The organism is Pseudoxanthomonas sp. PXM01, assembly GCF_014851815.1.
Lineage (GTDB): Bacteria > Pseudomonadota > Gammaproteobacteria > Xanthomonadales > Xanthomonadaceae > Pseudoxanthomonas_A.
Map to the genome: position 1 here is coordinate 778,980 of NZ_JACVAJ010000002.1, position 15,875 is coordinate 794,854.

At 68.5% G+C, this 15,875-nt stretch carries 13 protein-coding genes and 1 pseudogene; all 14 read right to left on the reverse strand.

Annotation, left to right across the window (positions count from 1 at the left end):
* Nucleotides 1-164 precede the first annotated feature (164 nt).
* Entirely contained in the window at nt 165-1,391 is a 1,227-nt protein-coding gene (ftsZ, locus tag IB230_RS13035) for a cell division protein FtsZ (protein WP_062357732.1), read from the reverse strand.
* Between the two features lie 86 nt (nt 1,392-1,477).
* Nucleotides 1,478-2,713 (reverse strand): cell division protein FtsA, encoded by a 1,236-nt coding sequence (ftsA, locus tag IB230_RS13040; protein ID WP_055940270.1) that lies wholly within the window; start codon nt 2,711-2,713, stop codon nt 1,478-1,480.
* Nucleotides 2,710-3,492, reverse strand: a complete 783-nt coding sequence (locus IB230_RS13045; protein ID WP_192272850.1) for a cell division protein FtsQ/DivIB — start codon at nt 3,490-3,492, stop codon at nt 2,710-2,712. The genes ftsA and IB230_RS13045 overlap by 4 nt, the downstream gene beginning before the upstream one ends.
* Nucleotides 3,492-4,451: a D-alanine--D-alanine ligase gene (locus IB230_RS13050; protein WP_192272852.1), complete on the reverse strand. Its 960-nt coding sequence runs from the start codon at nt 4,449-4,451 to the stop codon at nt 3,492-3,494. Before IB230_RS13050 ends, IB230_RS13045 begins: the two co-directional genes overlap by 1 nt.
* Nucleotides 4,448-5,899 (reverse strand): UDP-N-acetylmuramate--L-alanine ligase, encoded by a 1,452-nt coding sequence (gene murC / locus IB230_RS13055; RefSeq protein WP_192273923.1) that lies wholly within the window; start codon nt 5,897-5,899, stop codon nt 4,448-4,450. The genes IB230_RS13050 and murC overlap by 4 nt, the downstream gene beginning before the upstream one ends.
* Nucleotides 5,899-6,996: an undecaprenyldiphospho-muramoylpentapeptide beta-N-acetylglucosaminyltransferase gene (gene murG, locus IB230_RS13060; RefSeq protein WP_225589509.1), complete on the reverse strand. Its 1,098-nt coding sequence runs from the start codon at nt 6,994-6,996 to the stop codon at nt 5,899-5,901. The genes murC and murG overlap by 1 nt, the downstream gene beginning before the upstream one ends.
* Complete coding sequence (gene ftsW, locus IB230_RS13065) at nt 6,993-8,309, reverse strand: putative lipid II flippase FtsW (protein ID WP_192272854.1); 1,317 nt, start codon at nt 8,307-8,309, stop codon at nt 6,993-6,995. Before ftsW ends, murG begins: the two co-directional genes overlap by 4 nt.
* Complete coding sequence (gene mraY, locus IB230_RS13070; RefSeq protein ID WP_192272856.1) at nt 8,309-9,394, reverse strand: phospho-N-acetylmuramoyl-pentapeptide-transferase; 1,086 nt, start codon at nt 9,392-9,394, stop codon at nt 8,309-8,311. Before mraY ends, ftsW begins: the two co-directional genes overlap by 1 nt.
* The gene (murF, locus tag IB230_RS13075) at nt 9,384-10,763 is read right to left on the reverse strand and encodes a UDP-N-acetylmuramoyl-tripeptide--D-alanyl-D-alanine ligase (protein ID WP_192272858.1); all 1,380 of its coding nucleotides are present in this window, start codon (nt 10,761-10,763) and stop codon (nt 9,384-9,386) included. Before murF ends, mraY begins: the two co-directional genes overlap by 11 nt.
* The gene (locus IB230_RS13080; RefSeq protein ID WP_192272860.1) at nt 10,760-12,244 is read right to left on the reverse strand and encodes a UDP-N-acetylmuramoyl-L-alanyl-D-glutamate--2,6-diaminopimelate ligase; all 1,485 of its coding nucleotides are present in this window, start codon (nt 12,242-12,244) and stop codon (nt 10,760-10,762) included. Before IB230_RS13080 ends, murF begins: the two co-directional genes overlap by 4 nt.
* A 134-nt stretch (nt 12,245-12,378) precedes the next feature.
* Nucleotides 12,379-14,088, reverse strand: a pseudogene (locus IB230_RS13085) (penicillin-binding transpeptidase domain-containing protein); the annotation flags it as partial.
* Nucleotides 14,085-14,348: a cell division protein FtsL gene (ftsL, locus tag IB230_RS13090; protein ID WP_062357749.1), complete on the reverse strand. Its 264-nt coding sequence runs from the start codon at nt 14,346-14,348 to the stop codon at nt 14,085-14,087. The gene ftsL and the pseudogene IB230_RS13085, both read right to left, overlap by 4 nt.
* A complete protein-coding gene (gene rsmH, locus IB230_RS13095) occupies nt 14,345-15,313 on the reverse strand; it encodes a 16S rRNA (cytosine(1402)-N(4))-methyltransferase RsmH (RefSeq protein ID WP_343227317.1) in 969 nt (322 codons plus the stop codon). Before rsmH ends, ftsL begins: the two co-directional genes overlap by 4 nt.
* Nucleotides 15,310-15,780, reverse strand: a complete 471-nt coding sequence (mraZ, locus tag IB230_RS13100; protein ID WP_192272864.1) for a division/cell wall cluster transcriptional repressor MraZ — start codon at nt 15,778-15,780, stop codon at nt 15,310-15,312. Before mraZ ends, rsmH begins: the two co-directional genes overlap by 4 nt.
* Nucleotides 15,781-15,875 lie beyond the last annotated feature (95 nt).

A 15,875-nucleotide genomic window follows, 5' to 3' on the forward strand; every position in this document is an offset into this window, starting at 1 on the left:
TGGAACGGCACATCATCTGCGCCCTCCCCGGTTGATGGGAGAGGGTGGGGGTGGGCGCGCCTCGAAGACTGACCTCGCGCTGTCGTTGCTTTGTCGACGTCAGCCAGCGTTGCTCGACACCCATCCCCTCCTTCCCCCGCGAGCGGAGGAAGGGGTACGTCACATCAGTCGGCCTGGCGGCGCAGGAACGCCGGGATGTCCAGGTAGTCGGACGGCAGTTCCGCCGAGACCGGCGCGGACGCCGGTGCCGACGGCGCGGGCGAGGCCGAACCACGGCGCAGGCCCAGGCCACTGGTCGCGGCGCTGATCGGATCCATCGAGAAGCCGTCGTCGATCGGCATGCCGGTGGTGGCGTCGCGGACCAGCTTGATCGGCGCGCGCATCGGCTCGCGCAGGTCGCCGCCACGGCCGACCGGCTGGCGGGCGGCATTGCGGTTCAGGCCGGTGGCCACCACGGTCACGCGCACTTCGTCCTGCATGTCCGGATCCAGCACGGTGCCGACGACCACGGTCGCGTCTTCCGAGGCGAAACCTTCGATGGTGCGACCCACTTCGTCGAACTCGGCCATGGTGAAGTCCGGGCCGGCGGTGATGTTGACCAGGATGCCGTTGGCGCCGTTGAGATTGACGTCGTCCAGCAGCGGGTTCTGGATCGCGGCCTCGGCGGCGGCCTGCGCGCGGTCGTCGCCGCGTGCCGAGCCGGTACCCATCATGGCCAGGCCCATCTCGCTCATCACGGTGCGGACGTCGGCGAAGTCGACGTTGATCAGGCCCGGGCGGACGATCAGGTCGGCGATGCCCTGCACGGCGCCGAGCAGCACGTCGTTGGCGGCGCGGAAGGCCTGGATCATCGTGGCGTTGCGGCCGAGCACGGTGATCAGCTTTTCGTTCGGGATGGTGATCAGCGAGTCGCAGTGGTGGCTCAGCTCCTCGATGCCCTTCAGCGCGACCTGCATGCGGCGGCGGCCTTCGAAGGGGAACGGCTTGGTGACCACGGCGACGGTCAGGATGCCCATCTCCTTGGCCAGCTGCGCCACGACCGGCGCGGCGCCGGTGCCGGTGCCGCCACCCATGCCGGCGGTGATGAACACCATGTCGGCGCCGTCGAGGGCGTCGATGATGCGCTCGCGGTCTTCCAGCGCGGCCTGGCGGCCGACTTCCGGATTCGCGCCCGCGCCCAGGCCCTTGGTGACGTTGCTGCCCAACTGCAGCTGCAGCTTGGCGCCGCAGTTCTTGATCGCCTGCGAATCGGTGTTGGCGGTGATGAACTCCACGCCGTCCACGCTGCCGTTGACCATGTGCGCCACGGCGTTGCCGCCGCCGCCGCCCACGCCCACGACCTTGATCACCGCATTCGGGGCCATCTTTTCAACCAGTTCGAAATGTGCCATGTCCTTGTCCTCGTTTATTTAGTTATGTGCTGCTGGGTGGAACGAACGTCGTGACGCCTTCAACTTCGCGGAGGATGTCGCCTCACTCAGAACTCGCCGCGATACCAGTTCTGCAGTTTCTTGAACCAGCTGCCCGCCTTGCCCGTGGGCAACGACGGACGCCGGGGGTGTTCGATCTGGCTGCCCATCAGCAGCAGGCCGACGCCGGTGGCATGCACCGGATTGCCAACCACTTCGCCCAGGCCGGTGACGTGCTGCGGGATGCCGACGCGCACGGGCATCTGCAGCATTTCTTCGGCCAGTTCGACCACGCCTTCCATCTTCGCGGCGCCGCCGGTCAGCACCATGCCGGCGCGCACGCGCTCCTCGAAACCGGAGCGGCGCAGTTCGGCCTGCACCATTTCGAAGATTTCCTCGTAGCGCTGCTGCACGGCCTGCGCCAGCGCATGGCGCGGCAGGCGACGCGGCGGACGGTCGCCGACGCTGGGCACCTGGATGCTCTCTTCCGCCGTCGCCAGCTGGGCGAGCGCGCAGGCGTAGCGCACCTTGATCTGCTCGGCTTCCGGCGTCGGCGTGCGCAGCATGTGCGCGATGTCGTTGGTCACCTGGTCGCCGGCGATCGGCAGCGACGCGGTGTGGCAGATCGCGCCCTGCACGAACACCGCCAGGTCGGTGGTGCCCGCGCCCATGTCGACCAGCACCACGCCGAGCTCGCGCTCGTCGCTGGTCAGCACGGCGACGCTGGAGGCCAGCGACGAGAAGATCAGGTCGTCGATCTGCAGCCCGCAGCGCTGCACGCACTTGCTGATGTTGGCAGCGGCGGACTGCGCGCAGAACACCAGGTGCGCGTCCACTTCCAAGCGCACGCCGGTCATGCCGACCGGGTTGCGGATGCCTTCCTGCGAGTTGTCCAGCTTGTACTCGCGCGGGATGGCATGGAGGATCTTCTGGTCGGCCGGGATCGCGACCGCCTTGGCGGCTTCCAGCACGCGATCAAGATCGCCCCAGGTCACTTCGCCGTCGCGGATCGGCACGATGCCGGGCGAGTTGCGGCACTGCACGTGGTTGCCCGAGATCGACGCATAGACGGAGCGGATCTCGCAGCCGGCCATCAGCTCGGCTTCCTCGATCGCGCGCTGGATCGACTGCACGGTGGATTCGATGTCCACGACGACGCCGCGCTTGAGACCGCGCGACTCGTGCGAGCCGATGCCGATCACTTCGATCGGATTGCCCGGTGCGTATTCGCCGACCAGCGCCGTCACCTTGGACGTGCCGATATCCAGTCCGACGATCAGCGATTTGTCACCCTTGCGATTCATGTAGTGCCCTGCAGAAGACGACCTGCAACCGCGATCGGCGCAGGCAATGGAGTCGGTGTTGAAGCCGGCGGCGGCGCCTTTGGCGCTTCGCCCCAGCTGAGCGCGAAGCCGTTGGTGTAGCGCAGATCGGCACGCACCAAAGGCTGTGCCTGTGCAGCAAGCAGCTGCGGCAGCATCCGTGCGAAGCGGCCGAGGCGCGGTCGCGCATCGGCGCGCCCCACCACCACCTGCGTGCCATTGCCCAGCAGCAGCGACCAGCTGCCGCGGGCGTCCATCACCAGCGTGGTGACGTCCAGGCCCATGGGTGCGAACAGCTGGCGCGACTCGTTGTAGAGCGCGGTGACTTCCTGCACCTGCGACTCGGGACCACCGAGCTGCGGCAGCGCCAGGCCGGCGAGTTCCTTCGGCATCGGGAACAGGCGGCCATGCTCGGACAGCAGCTTGTCGTCGCCCCAGCGTGCGAACGGCTTGTGCTCGGTGATGCGGACTTCCAGCACGTCCGGCCAGCGCTTGCGAACTTCCGCGCGCTCCACCCACGGCAGCTTCTCGACCGCGTGCTTGGCATCCTCCAGGCGCACGGCGAAGAAGCCGCGACGCGCGTAGGGCAGCACCGTCGCCTGCAGCTGCGAAGCGTCCACACGCGCGAGTTCGCCCTGCACACGCAGGCGGGACAGCGGCCACCGATCGGCGCCGATCCAGCCGTTGACCACGGCCACGACCGGCAGCGCGACCAGCGCCAGCGCGATCAGCCAGGTCAGGATGCGCAGGGCGGCGTTCATCAGCCCGCCACCTCCGGCACCGTCTGCTCGAGGATGCGCCAGCACAGTTCTTCGAACCCGATGCCGACCTGTGCCGCTTCCTTCGGCACCAGCGAATGGCTGGTCATGCCCGGCGCGGTGTTCACTTCCATCAGCAGGAAACGGCCGTCGGCGTGACGCATCACGTCCACGCGACCCCAGCCGCTGCAGCCCGCGGCGCGGAAACCGGCCAGCGCCAGCGCACGGATCTGCGCTTCATCGCCGGCATCCTCCAGACCGGGGCACAGATACTGCGTGTCCTCGGCGATGTACTTGGCGTGGTAGTCGTACCAGCCCGTCGCCGGCACGATACGCACCGACGGCAACGCCAGGTCGCCGAGGATGGCGACGGTGAACTCGCCACCGGTCAGCATCTGCTCGGCCAACAGTTCGCCGGGATACGACGAGGCGAACGCGGCGGCCGGCGCCAGGTCGTCTTCGCCCTGGATCTGGAACACGCCGACGCTGGAGCCTTCCGCCGATGGCTTCACGAACACCGGGAAACCGAGGGAACGCACCGCAGCCGCCAGATCGTCGCCCGGCGCGATGCGCACGAAGCTGGCGGTCGGCAGGCCGGCGGCCTGCCACACCTGCTTGGTACGGATCTTGTCCATCGTCAGCGCGGAACCCAGCACGCCGGGGCCGGTGTACGGCACGCCGAGCGACTGCAGCAGGCCCTGCAGCACGCCGTTCTCGCCGTCGCCACCATGCATGATGTTGAACACGCGATCGACCTTGCCAGCGCGGATCGCTTCGACCAGGGCCGGCACGCCGTCCACCGCGAACGCCTGCACGCCGCGCGCAAGCAGCGCGTCGAGCACGTTCTGCCCCGAGTTCAGCGACACCTCGCGTTCGCTGGACACGCCACCCAGCAGCACGGCGACACGACCGAAACGCGAGGCGTCGATGAAGCGCAGCGGCGGTACAGTGATCGCGTTCATGCGGAATCCTTCGCGGCGAAACCGTGCGCCGCGAGGTGCTGCGACATGTGACCGATATCGCCGGCGCCCATCAGCAGCAGCAGATCGCCGTCCTGCAGGACATCCGGCAGCACGTCGACCAGGTCGCTGACCTGGCTGACCACCACGGGCTCGTTGCGGCCGCGTGCGCGGATCGCGCGGGCCAGCGACTTGGCATCGGCACCGGCGATCGGCTGTTCACCGGCCGGGTACACCTCACTCAGCACCAGCGCGTCGACTTCCGACAGCACGGCGGCGAACGCATCGAACTGGTCTCGGGTACGGCTGTAGCGATGCGGCTGGAAGGCGACCACCAGCCGCTTGTGCGGCCAGCCGCCGCGCGCGGCGGCGAACACCGCGGCGAGCTCCTTCGGATGATGGCCGTAGTCGTCGACCAGCTGCACACGCGCACCCTGCGGCGTGGCGATCTCACCGAGGTCGTTGAAGCGGCGACCGATGCCGGCGAACTTCTCCAGCGCGGCGGCGATGTTCTCCGGCGAAACGCCGAGCTGCCAGCCGATGGCGGCGGCGGCCAGCGCGTTCTGCACGTTGTGGCGACCCGGCAGCGCCAGGCTGACGCGGATGCTGGCGTCCTCGGGCAGGCGCAGCGTGAAGTGCATGCGGCCGCCTTCCTGCTCGACATCCTCGGCACGCACGTCGGCGTTTTCAGCGAAGCCGTAGCTCATCACGTGGCGCGGCGTATCGGCCGCGATGGCGGCGACCTCCGGATCGTCGATGCACAGCACTGCCAGTCCGTAGAACGGCAGGCGCTGCAGGAATTCGGCGAACGCGGCCTTGACCCGCTCGAAGTCGTTGCCGTAATTCTCCAGATGATCGGCATCGATGTTGGTGACGATGGAGATCAGCGGGTTCAGGCGCAGGAAGCTGCCGTCGCTCTCGTCGGCTTCGGCCACCAGCCACTGGCCATCGCCGAGCTTGGCGTTCGCGCCGGCGGCGAGCAACTGGCCGCCAATGACAAAGGTCGGGTCGAGCCCGCCCTCGCTCAGCACGGCCGCGGCCAGGCTGGTGGTGGTGGTCTTGCCGTGCGTGCCGGCCACGGCGATGCCGCGGCGGAAGCGCATCAGCTCGGCCAGCATCGCCGCACGCGGCACGATCGGAATGCGCTGGCTGCGCGCTTCCATCAGTTCGGGGTTGTCGTGCTTGATGGCGCTGGAGACGACCACGCAGTCGGTGCCGAGCACGTTGGAGGCGTTGTGCCCGCGCATCACGCGCGCGCCCAGCGACGCCAGGCGGCGGGTCGACGCGTTGTCGGCATTGTCCGAACCGGAGACTTCGTAGCCCAGCGTGCACAGCACTTCGGCGATGCCGCTCATGCCCGAGCCGCCGATGCCGACGAAGTGGACCCGGCGGAATGCCTGGGCCAGGTTGCCGGTGTGCTGCAGGCGGCGCTCGCGTGCGGCGGCCATCATCATGCCTGCGTCCTCATCTTGACTGCTTCCTCGAGAATGATGTCGGCGATGCGGTCGGCCGCATCGGGTTTTGCCAGCGTGCGCGCCGCTTCCGCCATCGACAGGCGTGCGCCTGCGTCGTTGATCAGGCGACGCAGCGTGGCGGCCAACGCGTCGGCGAGCATGTCGTCCTGCTTCAGCAGCACGGCCGCGTCGCGTTCGACCAGGTATTCGGCATTGCGGGTCTGGTGGTCGTCGACGGCCTGCGGGAACGGCACCAGCACGCTGCCGACACCGACTGCACACAGTTCGGCCAGCGTCGACGCGCCGGCGCGGCAGACCACCAGGTCCGCCCACGCGTAGGCCGCGGCCATGTCGGTGATGAAAGCCTCCACGCTCGCGGTCACGCCCGCATCCGTGTACGCCTTCGCGGCTTCGTCGCGCAGCTTCTCACCGCACTGGTGGCGCACGTCGATGCTGCCTGCCGGGAGTGCGGCCAGCGCACGCGGCACGGCCATGTTCAAGGCGCGGGCGCCCTGGCTGCCGCCCAGCACCAGCAGGCGCAGCGGGCCTTCGCGACCGGCAAGGCGTGATGCCGGCGGTGCGACCGCCGCGATCTCGTCGCGCACCGGATTGCCGACCACATCCTCGCGGCCCGGGAACGCGCCGGGGAAGCCCGACATGATCCGGCGCGCGACCTTGGCCAGCACGCGGTTGGTGAAGCCGGCAGCGCGGTTCTGTTCGTGCACCAGCAACGGCAGTCCCATCAGCCGCGCGGCCACGCCGCCCGGTCCCGAGGCGAAGCCGCCGAAACTGACCACTGCCCGCGGCGCGCGACGACGCAGCACGAAGCCGGCAGCGCGGATCGCACGCAGCACGCGCACGGGTGCGCCGAGCAGCGCCAGTGTGCCCTTGCCGCGCAGGCCGGTGATCGCAAGCGTGTCCAGCGGAATGTCGTGCTGCGGCACCAGCCGCGTTTCCATGGCGCCATCCGCGCCCAGCCAGACGACCGGCACGCCGCGCGTGCGCAGCACCTTGGCCACGGCCAGCGCAGGAAAGATGTGGCCGCCGGTACCGCCGGCCATGATCATCACGGGAGCCGCCATCGTCGCGCTCATGCCAACCTCTCGAAGGTCGGCTCGATGCGCTGGTGCGGGCGGCCGGTGCCACGCAGCGTCTGCGACAACGATGCCGTTGCCGTTGCCGTTGCCGATGCAGCCGGCGCCGGGCGCGGGTCGGTCGGCACGCGCGGCGCATCGCCGGCGCCCTGAATGGCTTCGCCGCGCAGCGCGACCTGGCGCTGCGTGCGCTCCAGTTCATAGGACACGCGCAGCAGCAGGCCCATCGCCACGCAGGTCATGAGGATGCTGGAGCCACCGGAGGAAATCAGCGGCAGGGTCAGGCCCTTGGTCGGCAACAGCCCCAGGTTCACGCCCATCGACACGAAGCTCTGCATACCGATCCACAGCGCCACACCGAAGGCGACGTAGCCGGCGAAGTGGCGGCGCATCTCCACGCAACGCAGACCGATGACGAAGGCGCGGCCGACCAGCAGCGCGTACAGCGCCACCACCAGGCAGACGCCGGTGAAGCCGAGTTCCTCGCCGATCACGGAGAAGATGAAGTCGGTATGCACTTCCGGCAGGTAGTTGAGCTTCAGCACCGAGCCGCCCAGGCCGATGCCGCCCCACTCGCCGCGGCCGATGGCCATCAGCGCGTTGGTCAGCTGGTAGCCGCTGCCGAACGGATCCGCCCACGGATCCGAGAACGACGTCAGACGGCGCATGCGATAGGGCTCGGCGATCGCGACGATGGCGAGGATCGGCAGCCCCACCAGCACCGGGCCGAACATGCGCGGCATGTTCACGCCACCCAGCACCAGCATGCCGGCGGTGATCGCCAGCAGCAGCGAGGACGAACCGAAGTCGGGCTGCAGCAACAGCAGCACGACCAGCAGCACCACCACGCCCAGCGGCTTCAGCATCGCCGCCCAGGTGGCATTCACTTCATCGCGGAAGCGCACCAGGTAGCTGGCCAGCCAGACGATGAAGAACACCTTCACCACTTCGACCACCTGGAAGTTCGACACGCCCAGGTTGATCCAGCGGTGCGCGCCCTTGACGCTGACGCCCAGGCCGGGCACGAACACCATCAGCAGCAGCACCACGCAGCCGAGCAGCAGCAGATGGTTGCGCGCCTCGATGCTCTTCAGCTCGGTGCGCGTCACCCACCACGCCAGGCCGGCGCCGGCCACCAGGAACATGCCGTGGCGGATCAGGTAGTAGAACGGATTGCCGTGCTGGTAGATCGACGCCGACGCCACCATCACCACGCCCAACGACGCCAGCGCCAGCATGGCGCCGAGCAGCCACGGGTCGAAGCGGCCCCCGATGGCTTCCAGTCGCGTGGCCTGGCGCGGCGTGTCGTTCATCAGCGCACCTTCAACGTGGCCAGGCCGATCAGGACCAGCACGACGGAGATGATCCAGAAGCGCACGATCACGCGCGGCTCGGGCCAGCCCTTCAGTTCGAAGTGGTGGTGGATCGGCGCCATGCGGAACACGCGCTTGCCGGTCAGCTTGAACGACGCCACCTGGATCATCACCGACAGCGTCTCGATGACGAAGATGCCGCCCATGATCACCAGCACCAGTTCCTGGCGCACGATCACCGCGATGGTGCCCAGCACGGCGCCCAGCGCTAGCGCGCCGATGTCGCCCATGAACACCATGGCCGGATAGGTGTTGAACCACAGGAAGCCCAGGCCCGCGCCGGCGATCGCCGCGCAGATGATGGTCAGCTCGCCCGCGCCCGGCACCGGCGGGATCTGCAGGTAGTTGGAGAACACCGCGTTGCCCGAGGCATAGGCGAACACGCCCAGCGCACAGGCCACCAGCACGGTCGGCATGATCGCCAGACCATCCAGTCCGTCGGTCAGGTTCACGGCGTTGGAGAATCCGACGATCCAGAAGTACGCGATGGCCACGAAGCCGATGCCCGCCAGCGGCAACGCGATCGACTTGAAGAACGGCACGTAGAACGTGGTGGCCGCGGGCACATCGGCGTACAGGTACAGGTAGAGGCCGGCCGCCAGGCCGAAGATCGACTGCAGCAGGTATTTCCAGCGCGACTTCAGGCCATTGGGATCGCGCTTGACGATCTTGATCCAGTCGTCGTACCAGCCGATGGCGCCGAAGGTCAGCATCACCAGCAGCACCACCCACACGTACTTGTTGCGCAGGTCGCCCCACAGCAGCACGGACAGCAGCACCGTCATCAGGATCAGCGCGCCGCCCATCGTCGGCGTGCCGGCCTTGGAGAAGTGCGACTGCGGGCCGTCCTTGCGGATCGGCTGGCCACCCTTCAGCTGGCCGAGCTTGCGGATCACCGCCGGCCCCAGCCACAGCGACAGCGCCAACGACGTCAGCGCGGCCAGGATGCCGCGGAACGTCAGGTAGCCGAACAGGCCGAAGAAGTTTTCCAGGCTCTGCAGCCAGCGAGCCAGTTCAAGCAACATGCGATGCGTCCTCCCCGGTGGACAGCAGGGCGGCGACGATCCGGTCCATCGCGCTGCCGCGCGAACCCTTGACCAGACAGCGCACGCCGGCCCGCAAGTCGGCGCGCAGGGCGTCGGCCAGCGAGGCGTGGTCTTGGAATGAATGCGCGCCTTCGCCGAAGGCGGCGGCGGCGGCGGCGCTGAGCGGGCCCAGCGTGTAGAGGCGACGCAGGCCGGCGGCCTTCGCGCGGGCGCCCATCTCGGCGTGCAGCGCCTGTTCGTCGGCACCCAGCTCGCGCATGTCGCCCAGCACCAGCCAGCCCTCGCCACCCACCTGCCTGCTGGCAGCCGCGAGCGTGTCGATGGCGGCGATCAGCGAGCCGGGATTGGCGTTGTAGCTGTCGTCGATCACCACCGCACCATTCGGCAGCGTGCGCGCGACCTGGCGACCGGCGACCGGCTGCGCAGCCGACAGGCCGTCGGCGATGATCGCCAGCGACACGCCGCAGGCCATCGCGATGCCGGCCGCAGCCAGTGCATTGAGTACGTTGTGGCGGCCCGGCAGCTGCAGTTCGACGGCGACTTCGCCATGCGGCGCCACCAGCACGAAATCCGAGCCGTCCGCCGTCGCGCGGATATCGCGCGCGGTCAGGTCGGCGGTCGCGTCCAGGCCGAAGCGCAGGATGCGGCGATCCGGCACGCGGCTCGCGAAGTATTCGGCGAAAGCATCGTCGGCGTTGATCACCGCGGTGCCGTCGGCCGGCAACGCCTCGTAGATGGCGCCCTTGGTTTCGGCCACGCCCATCAGCGAGCCCATACGCTCGAGATGCGCGGCCGCGATGTTGTTCACCAGCGCGACTTCCGGCGTGACGATGTCGGTCAGATAGGCGATATCGCCCGGCTTGCCCGCACCCATCTCGTAGACCGAGAAGTCGGCATCGTCCGGACCGTCGATGACGGCCATCGGCAGGCCGATCTCGTTGTTGCGGTTGCCGGGATTGAAGTAGGTGACGCCCGCACGCTGCAGGATCGACACCACCAGCGTCTTCACCGTGGTCTTGCCGTTGCTGCCGGTGATGGCGACCGCCTTCTCGACACGGTCGCGCTGCAGGCCCGCGGCGATCCGCGCCAGCGCCAGTTGCGTGTCCGGCACCACCACCTGCGGTACATCGACCTTCACTTCATGGTCGACCAGCACCGCGGCGGCGCCGCGCATGGAGGCGTCGTAGGCGAAATCGTGGCCATCGAAACGCTCGCCGCGCAGCGCGACGTACAGACTGCCCGGCACCAGCGTGCGGGTGTCATGGGTCAGCGAACCGATCACCAGGTCGTCGCCGATCAGTTCACCGCCCGCCCAGTGCGCCAGCAGGGAAAGGGGAAGCCGCTTCATCGACGGTCCTCCAGTGCCTGCCGGGCGACGGCGGTGTCGTCGAACGGGTGTTTCACGCCGTGGATTTCCTGGTACGGCTCGTGGCCCTTGCCGGCCACCAGCACGATGTCGTCGGGTCCGGCCTGCGCCACCGCCTGCGCGATCGCCTGTGCGCGGTCGCGCTGCACGAGGATCGCGTCGGGCTTCGCGAAGCCGGCCATGATGTCGGCGACGATGCGGTCGCCATCCTCGGTGCGCGGATTGTCGTCGGTGACCAGCACCACATCCGCCAGACGCTCGGCGATGGCGGCCATCTGCGGACGCTTGCCGGTATCGCGATCGCCGCCGCAGCCGAACACGCAGAACAGCCGGCCCTGCACGTGGTCGCGCAGGCTGGCCAACGCCTGCTCCAGTGCATCCGGCGTATGCGCGTAGTCGATGACGACCAGCGGGCGACGATTGCCGGACGCGTCGGCATCGCCACCGAGCCGGTTCATCCGGCCATGGATGGGCGCCAGCCGCGACAGCGTGCGCGCGATCTCGGCGGTCGTGTCGCCCAGCGCATGCAGCACGCCAGCCACCGCCAGCAGGTTGTCCACGTTGAAGCGGCCCAGCAGGCGCGACTGCACCGGCTGCGAGTCCTCGCCGATGCCCAGGTCGAAGGCGATGCCGCTGCCGTCAAGCCGCAGCGCATCCGCACGCACGGCCGCTTCGCCCTGCCCGCGCGAGCTCACGCCGATGCGCTGCAGGCCATGCGGCAGCCGTCCGAACAGCTCGCGTCCGTAGGCATCGTCGAGGTTCACGACGCCGGCCTTCAGACCGTCGCGCGAGAACAGCAGCGACTTGGCGGCACCGTAGCGCTCCATGTCGCCGTGGTAGTCCAGGTGGTCGCGCGTGAGGTTGGTGAACACGCCGACATCGAAGTGCACGGCGTCCACACGGCCCTGGTCCAGCGCATGCGAGCTGACTTCCATCGCGACGGCCTTGGCGCCGGCGTCGCGGAACTGCGCCAGCAGCGCGTGCATCTGCAGCACCAGCGGCGTGGTGAAGCCGGTCGGCACCACTTCGCCGTACATGCCCGCGCCCAGCGTGCCGACGGTCGCGCAGCGGACGCCGCGCAGGTGCCAGGCCTGCGCGAGCAACTGCACCGTCGAGGTCTTGCCGTTGGTGCCGGTGACGCCGACCATCTTCATGTCGTGCGACGGCGCCGCATGGAAGCGGTCCGCCATCGTGCCCATGCGCGCGCGCAGGCCCGGCACGGCGATCGCATCGCGCGGCGCCTCCAGTCCATCCGGCACCGGCGGCTCGAACAGGATCGCACTGGCGCCGTTTTCCTTCGCCTGCGCGGCGAAGTTCAGGCCGTGCGCGCCGAAACCGGCGATGGCGACGAAGGCATCGCCGGACTGCACGCTGCGGCTGTCCAGCGTCAGTCCGCGCACGACGATGTCGCGCGGCACGTCGACGTCCGGCAGCAGTTCGGCGAGCGCCATCATCCGCCTCATCGCGTCGCCCCCGTCGCCGGCAGTGCGGCCTGCGGCGCATCGAACGCGGACGGGTCCGTCGTGTCGATGACGTCATCGGCGATGGGGGTCGGCACGGCAGCCGGCGCGGCCACGCCGGGCTTGTGCGTGTTCTTGGCCTGTGCGGCGAGCCAGGACTCGATGTCGTCCGGCGGCACGTCCATCAGGCGCAACGTTCCGTCCATGACGTCATGGAACACGGGCGCCGCCACCAGGCCGCCGTAGTAGCCGCCTTCCTGCGAATCGTTGATCACCACGACGGCGGCGAAGCGCGGATTGCTGGCCGGCACCAGACCGGCGAAGAACGAGGCGTAGCGGCCCTTCGCGTAGCCGCCGCCCGAGGCGATGCGCGCCGTACCCGTCTTGCCGGCCACGCGGTAGCCGAGCACACCGGCACGCTTGGCGCCGCCCTGGGTGACCACGGTTTCCATCATGCCAACGACTTCGTGCGCGATCGCCGGATCCAGCACCTGCGGCGCTTCGCCACGCTGGCCCTTCACGAACGTGGGCGTCACCAGCTTGCCTCCGTTGCCCAGCGCCGAATACGCGCGCGCGATCTGCAACGGCGTCACCGCCAGGCCATAGCCGTACGACATCGTCGCCTTCTGCAGGCCGTTCCAGCGATCCGGTGGCGCCAGCATGCCGGCGGACTCGCCCGGAAAGCCGCTACCCGGCTTCTGGCCATAGCCGAAGCTGTGGATGCTCTCGTAGAAGTAGGCGTTAGGCAGCTTCTCGGCGATCTTGATCGAGCCGATGTTGGAGCTCTTGGTGATGACGCCGGTGACGGTCAGCACGCCGTTGTTCCGCGGCACATCGCGGATGGTGTAGCGGCTGTTCAGCGCCATGTAGCCGGGATTGGTGTTGACCAGCGTCGACGGCGTGACCACGCCGGCCTTCAAGGCCGTCGATACCGTCAGCGGCTTCATGGTCGAGCCCGGCTCGATCATGTCGGTCAGCGCGCGGTTGCGGCGCGCATCCGGCTTCACCCGGTCGATCGCGTTGGGGTTGTAGGTCGGCAGGTTGACCATCGCCAGCACTTCGCCCGTGGCCACGTCCATGATCACGATGGACCCGCTGCTGGCCTGGTGCTCGAGCAGCGCATTGCGCAATTCCCGGTGCGCCAGGTACTGGATGCGGCGGTCGATGCTGAGCGTCAGATCCTTGCCCGGCTGCGCGGAGCGGACCAGGTCGACGTTCTCGACGATGCGGCCGCGGTTGTCGCGGATCACCTTCTGCGCGCCCGGCGTGCCGCTGAGCCATTCGTCGAAGGCCAGTTCCAGCCCTTCCTGGCCGCGGTCGTCGATGTTGGTGAAGCCCAGCACGTGGGCCATCGCCGGCCCCTGCGGATAGAAACGGCGGAACTCGCGCTGTGAGAACACACCGGGAATCTTGTGCGCAAGGATCTTCTGCGCCTCGTCCGGATTGATCCGGCGCTTGAGGTACAGGAACTCCTTGTCGGCCTTCTGCGACAGGCGATTGGTCAGATGGTCCAGCGGCACGCCCAGCGCCTGCGCCAGCTCGGGCAGGCGATCCGGGGTCTTCAGCAGTTCCTGTGGATTGCCCCACACCGATTCCACCGGCGACGACACGGCCACCGGCTCGCCGTTGCGGTCGGTGATCATGCCGCGCGAGGTCGGAATCGGAATCTCGCGCAGGAAGCGTGCATCGCCCTGCCGCTGGTAGAAATCGTGGTTGATCAGCTGCACGTAGGCCGCACGACCGACCAGGCTGACCGAGCACAGGCCCATCGCGCCGAGCACCAGCGCCAGGCGGCCGCGCAGGTTGAAGCGGGCACGGTTGCGGTTCTTGGCGGGCGCGGTGTTCATGGGCGGATCACCACCACGTCGGCCGCTTCCGGGGACTTCATGCCCAGGCGCACGCGCGCGACCTGGTCGATGCGCGTGGCCTCGGCGACCGTGGCCTGTTCGAGCTGCAGCCGGCCGAACTCGACGTTCAGCTCATCGCGCGCGCGTTCCAGCCGCGTCACTTCGTCGAACAGCACGCGATGACGATGGCGCGCGTAGACCACGCCGATCGCCGAGGCGATGTTGGCCAGCACCAGCACAATGATCAGGAAGCGGCTCATGCGGCCACCTCCAGCTTTTCCGCCACGCGCAGCACGGCGCTGCGGGCGCGCGGGTTGGACGAAATCTCGTCGGCCTCACCCTTCTGCCCACTACCGATGGCGCGCAGCGTGGGGGTGAAGTCGATCGCCACCGGCAGGCGGCGATTGGCCGGCGGTGCCTTGGCGTGCTTGTTGATGAACTGCTTGACGATACGGTCTTCCAGCGAATGGAAGCTGATCACCGCCAGCCGACCACCGACCTTCAGTCGCGCCAGCGCCGCGTCCAGCCCGGCTTCAAGGTCGGCCAGTTCGCGATTGATGTGGATGCGGATGCCCTGGAAGCTGCGCGTGGCCGGGTGAATCTTCTCGCCGCGCGGCATCACCGACGCGATCACGGCGGCGAGGTCACCGGTGCGGGTGAACGGCTGGGTGGCACGACGCGCGACAATGGCGCGCGCAATGCGGCGACTCTGCTTCTCCTCGCCGTAGGTCCACAGCACGTCGGCGATCTCGCGCTCGTCGGCGCGCGCGATCCACGCGGCGGCGCTTTCACCGGACTCCGGATCCATGCGCATGTCGAGCGGGCCGTCCTTGCCGAAGCTGAAACCGCGCTCAGCCACGTCGAGTTGCGGCGACGACACGCCCAAGTCCAGCAGCACGCCGTCGAGGCCTGCGGCCGTTTCGCTCCACTGCGCGAGCGAAGCGAAGCTGCCGCGGAAGATCGACACGCGCGCATCGCCCGCGAACGTCTGTTCGGCATGCGCGATCGCGTCGGGATCCTTGTCCATCAACAGCAGCCGGCCTCCCGGGCCGAGTTGTTGCAGCACGCCGCGCGCGTGGCCTCCGCGCCCGAAGGTGCCGTCCAGGTATGTTCCGTCCTCTTTCACCTGCAGCCCTTCCATGACCTGCGTGTACAACACCGGCAAGTGCAGCGCTGGGAGGTGACCGGCCGGCGCGGACTGCCGCTTGCCGTCACCGGTGCTCACAAGCGCAGCTCGAGCATGTGTGCGCTCAGATCGTCGTCAGTGAGGGTCTGACGGATCTGCGCGTGGTGCGCCTGCTCGCTCCAGAGTTCGAATTTCTCGCCCATGCCCAGCAGCACGGCCTTCTTCTCGATGCCCACCGCGCTGCGATGGCTGGCCGGGATGCTGATGCGCCCGTTGCCGTCCAGTTCGACCGGCGATGCCGCGCCGATGAGCTTCAGCTGCAGGCTGCGGTGCGCCTTCTGGGTGCTGGGCAGCTTGCTGACGTCGTCGCGGACGCGCTGCCAGACCTTCTCGGGGTACAGGTACAGGCTGCCGCCTTCGAACGGGTTGTAGGTGATCACCAGGCGGTTGCCGCACTCGCGCGCGACGAGGTCGCGGTACGCGGTGGGCACCGCGAGCCGTCCCTTGTCGTCCACTGTGATGGCGGTCTCACCCTGAAACACAGCCCCTGCCTTCCCGACGCTCATTGAGCGATCAATTGAACCACGAAAAACCACTGAAAACCCGGTTTTCCCTCTGTTGCCCACCTTAGCAGCGCGCACAGGGTTGTCAACAGGAAGAA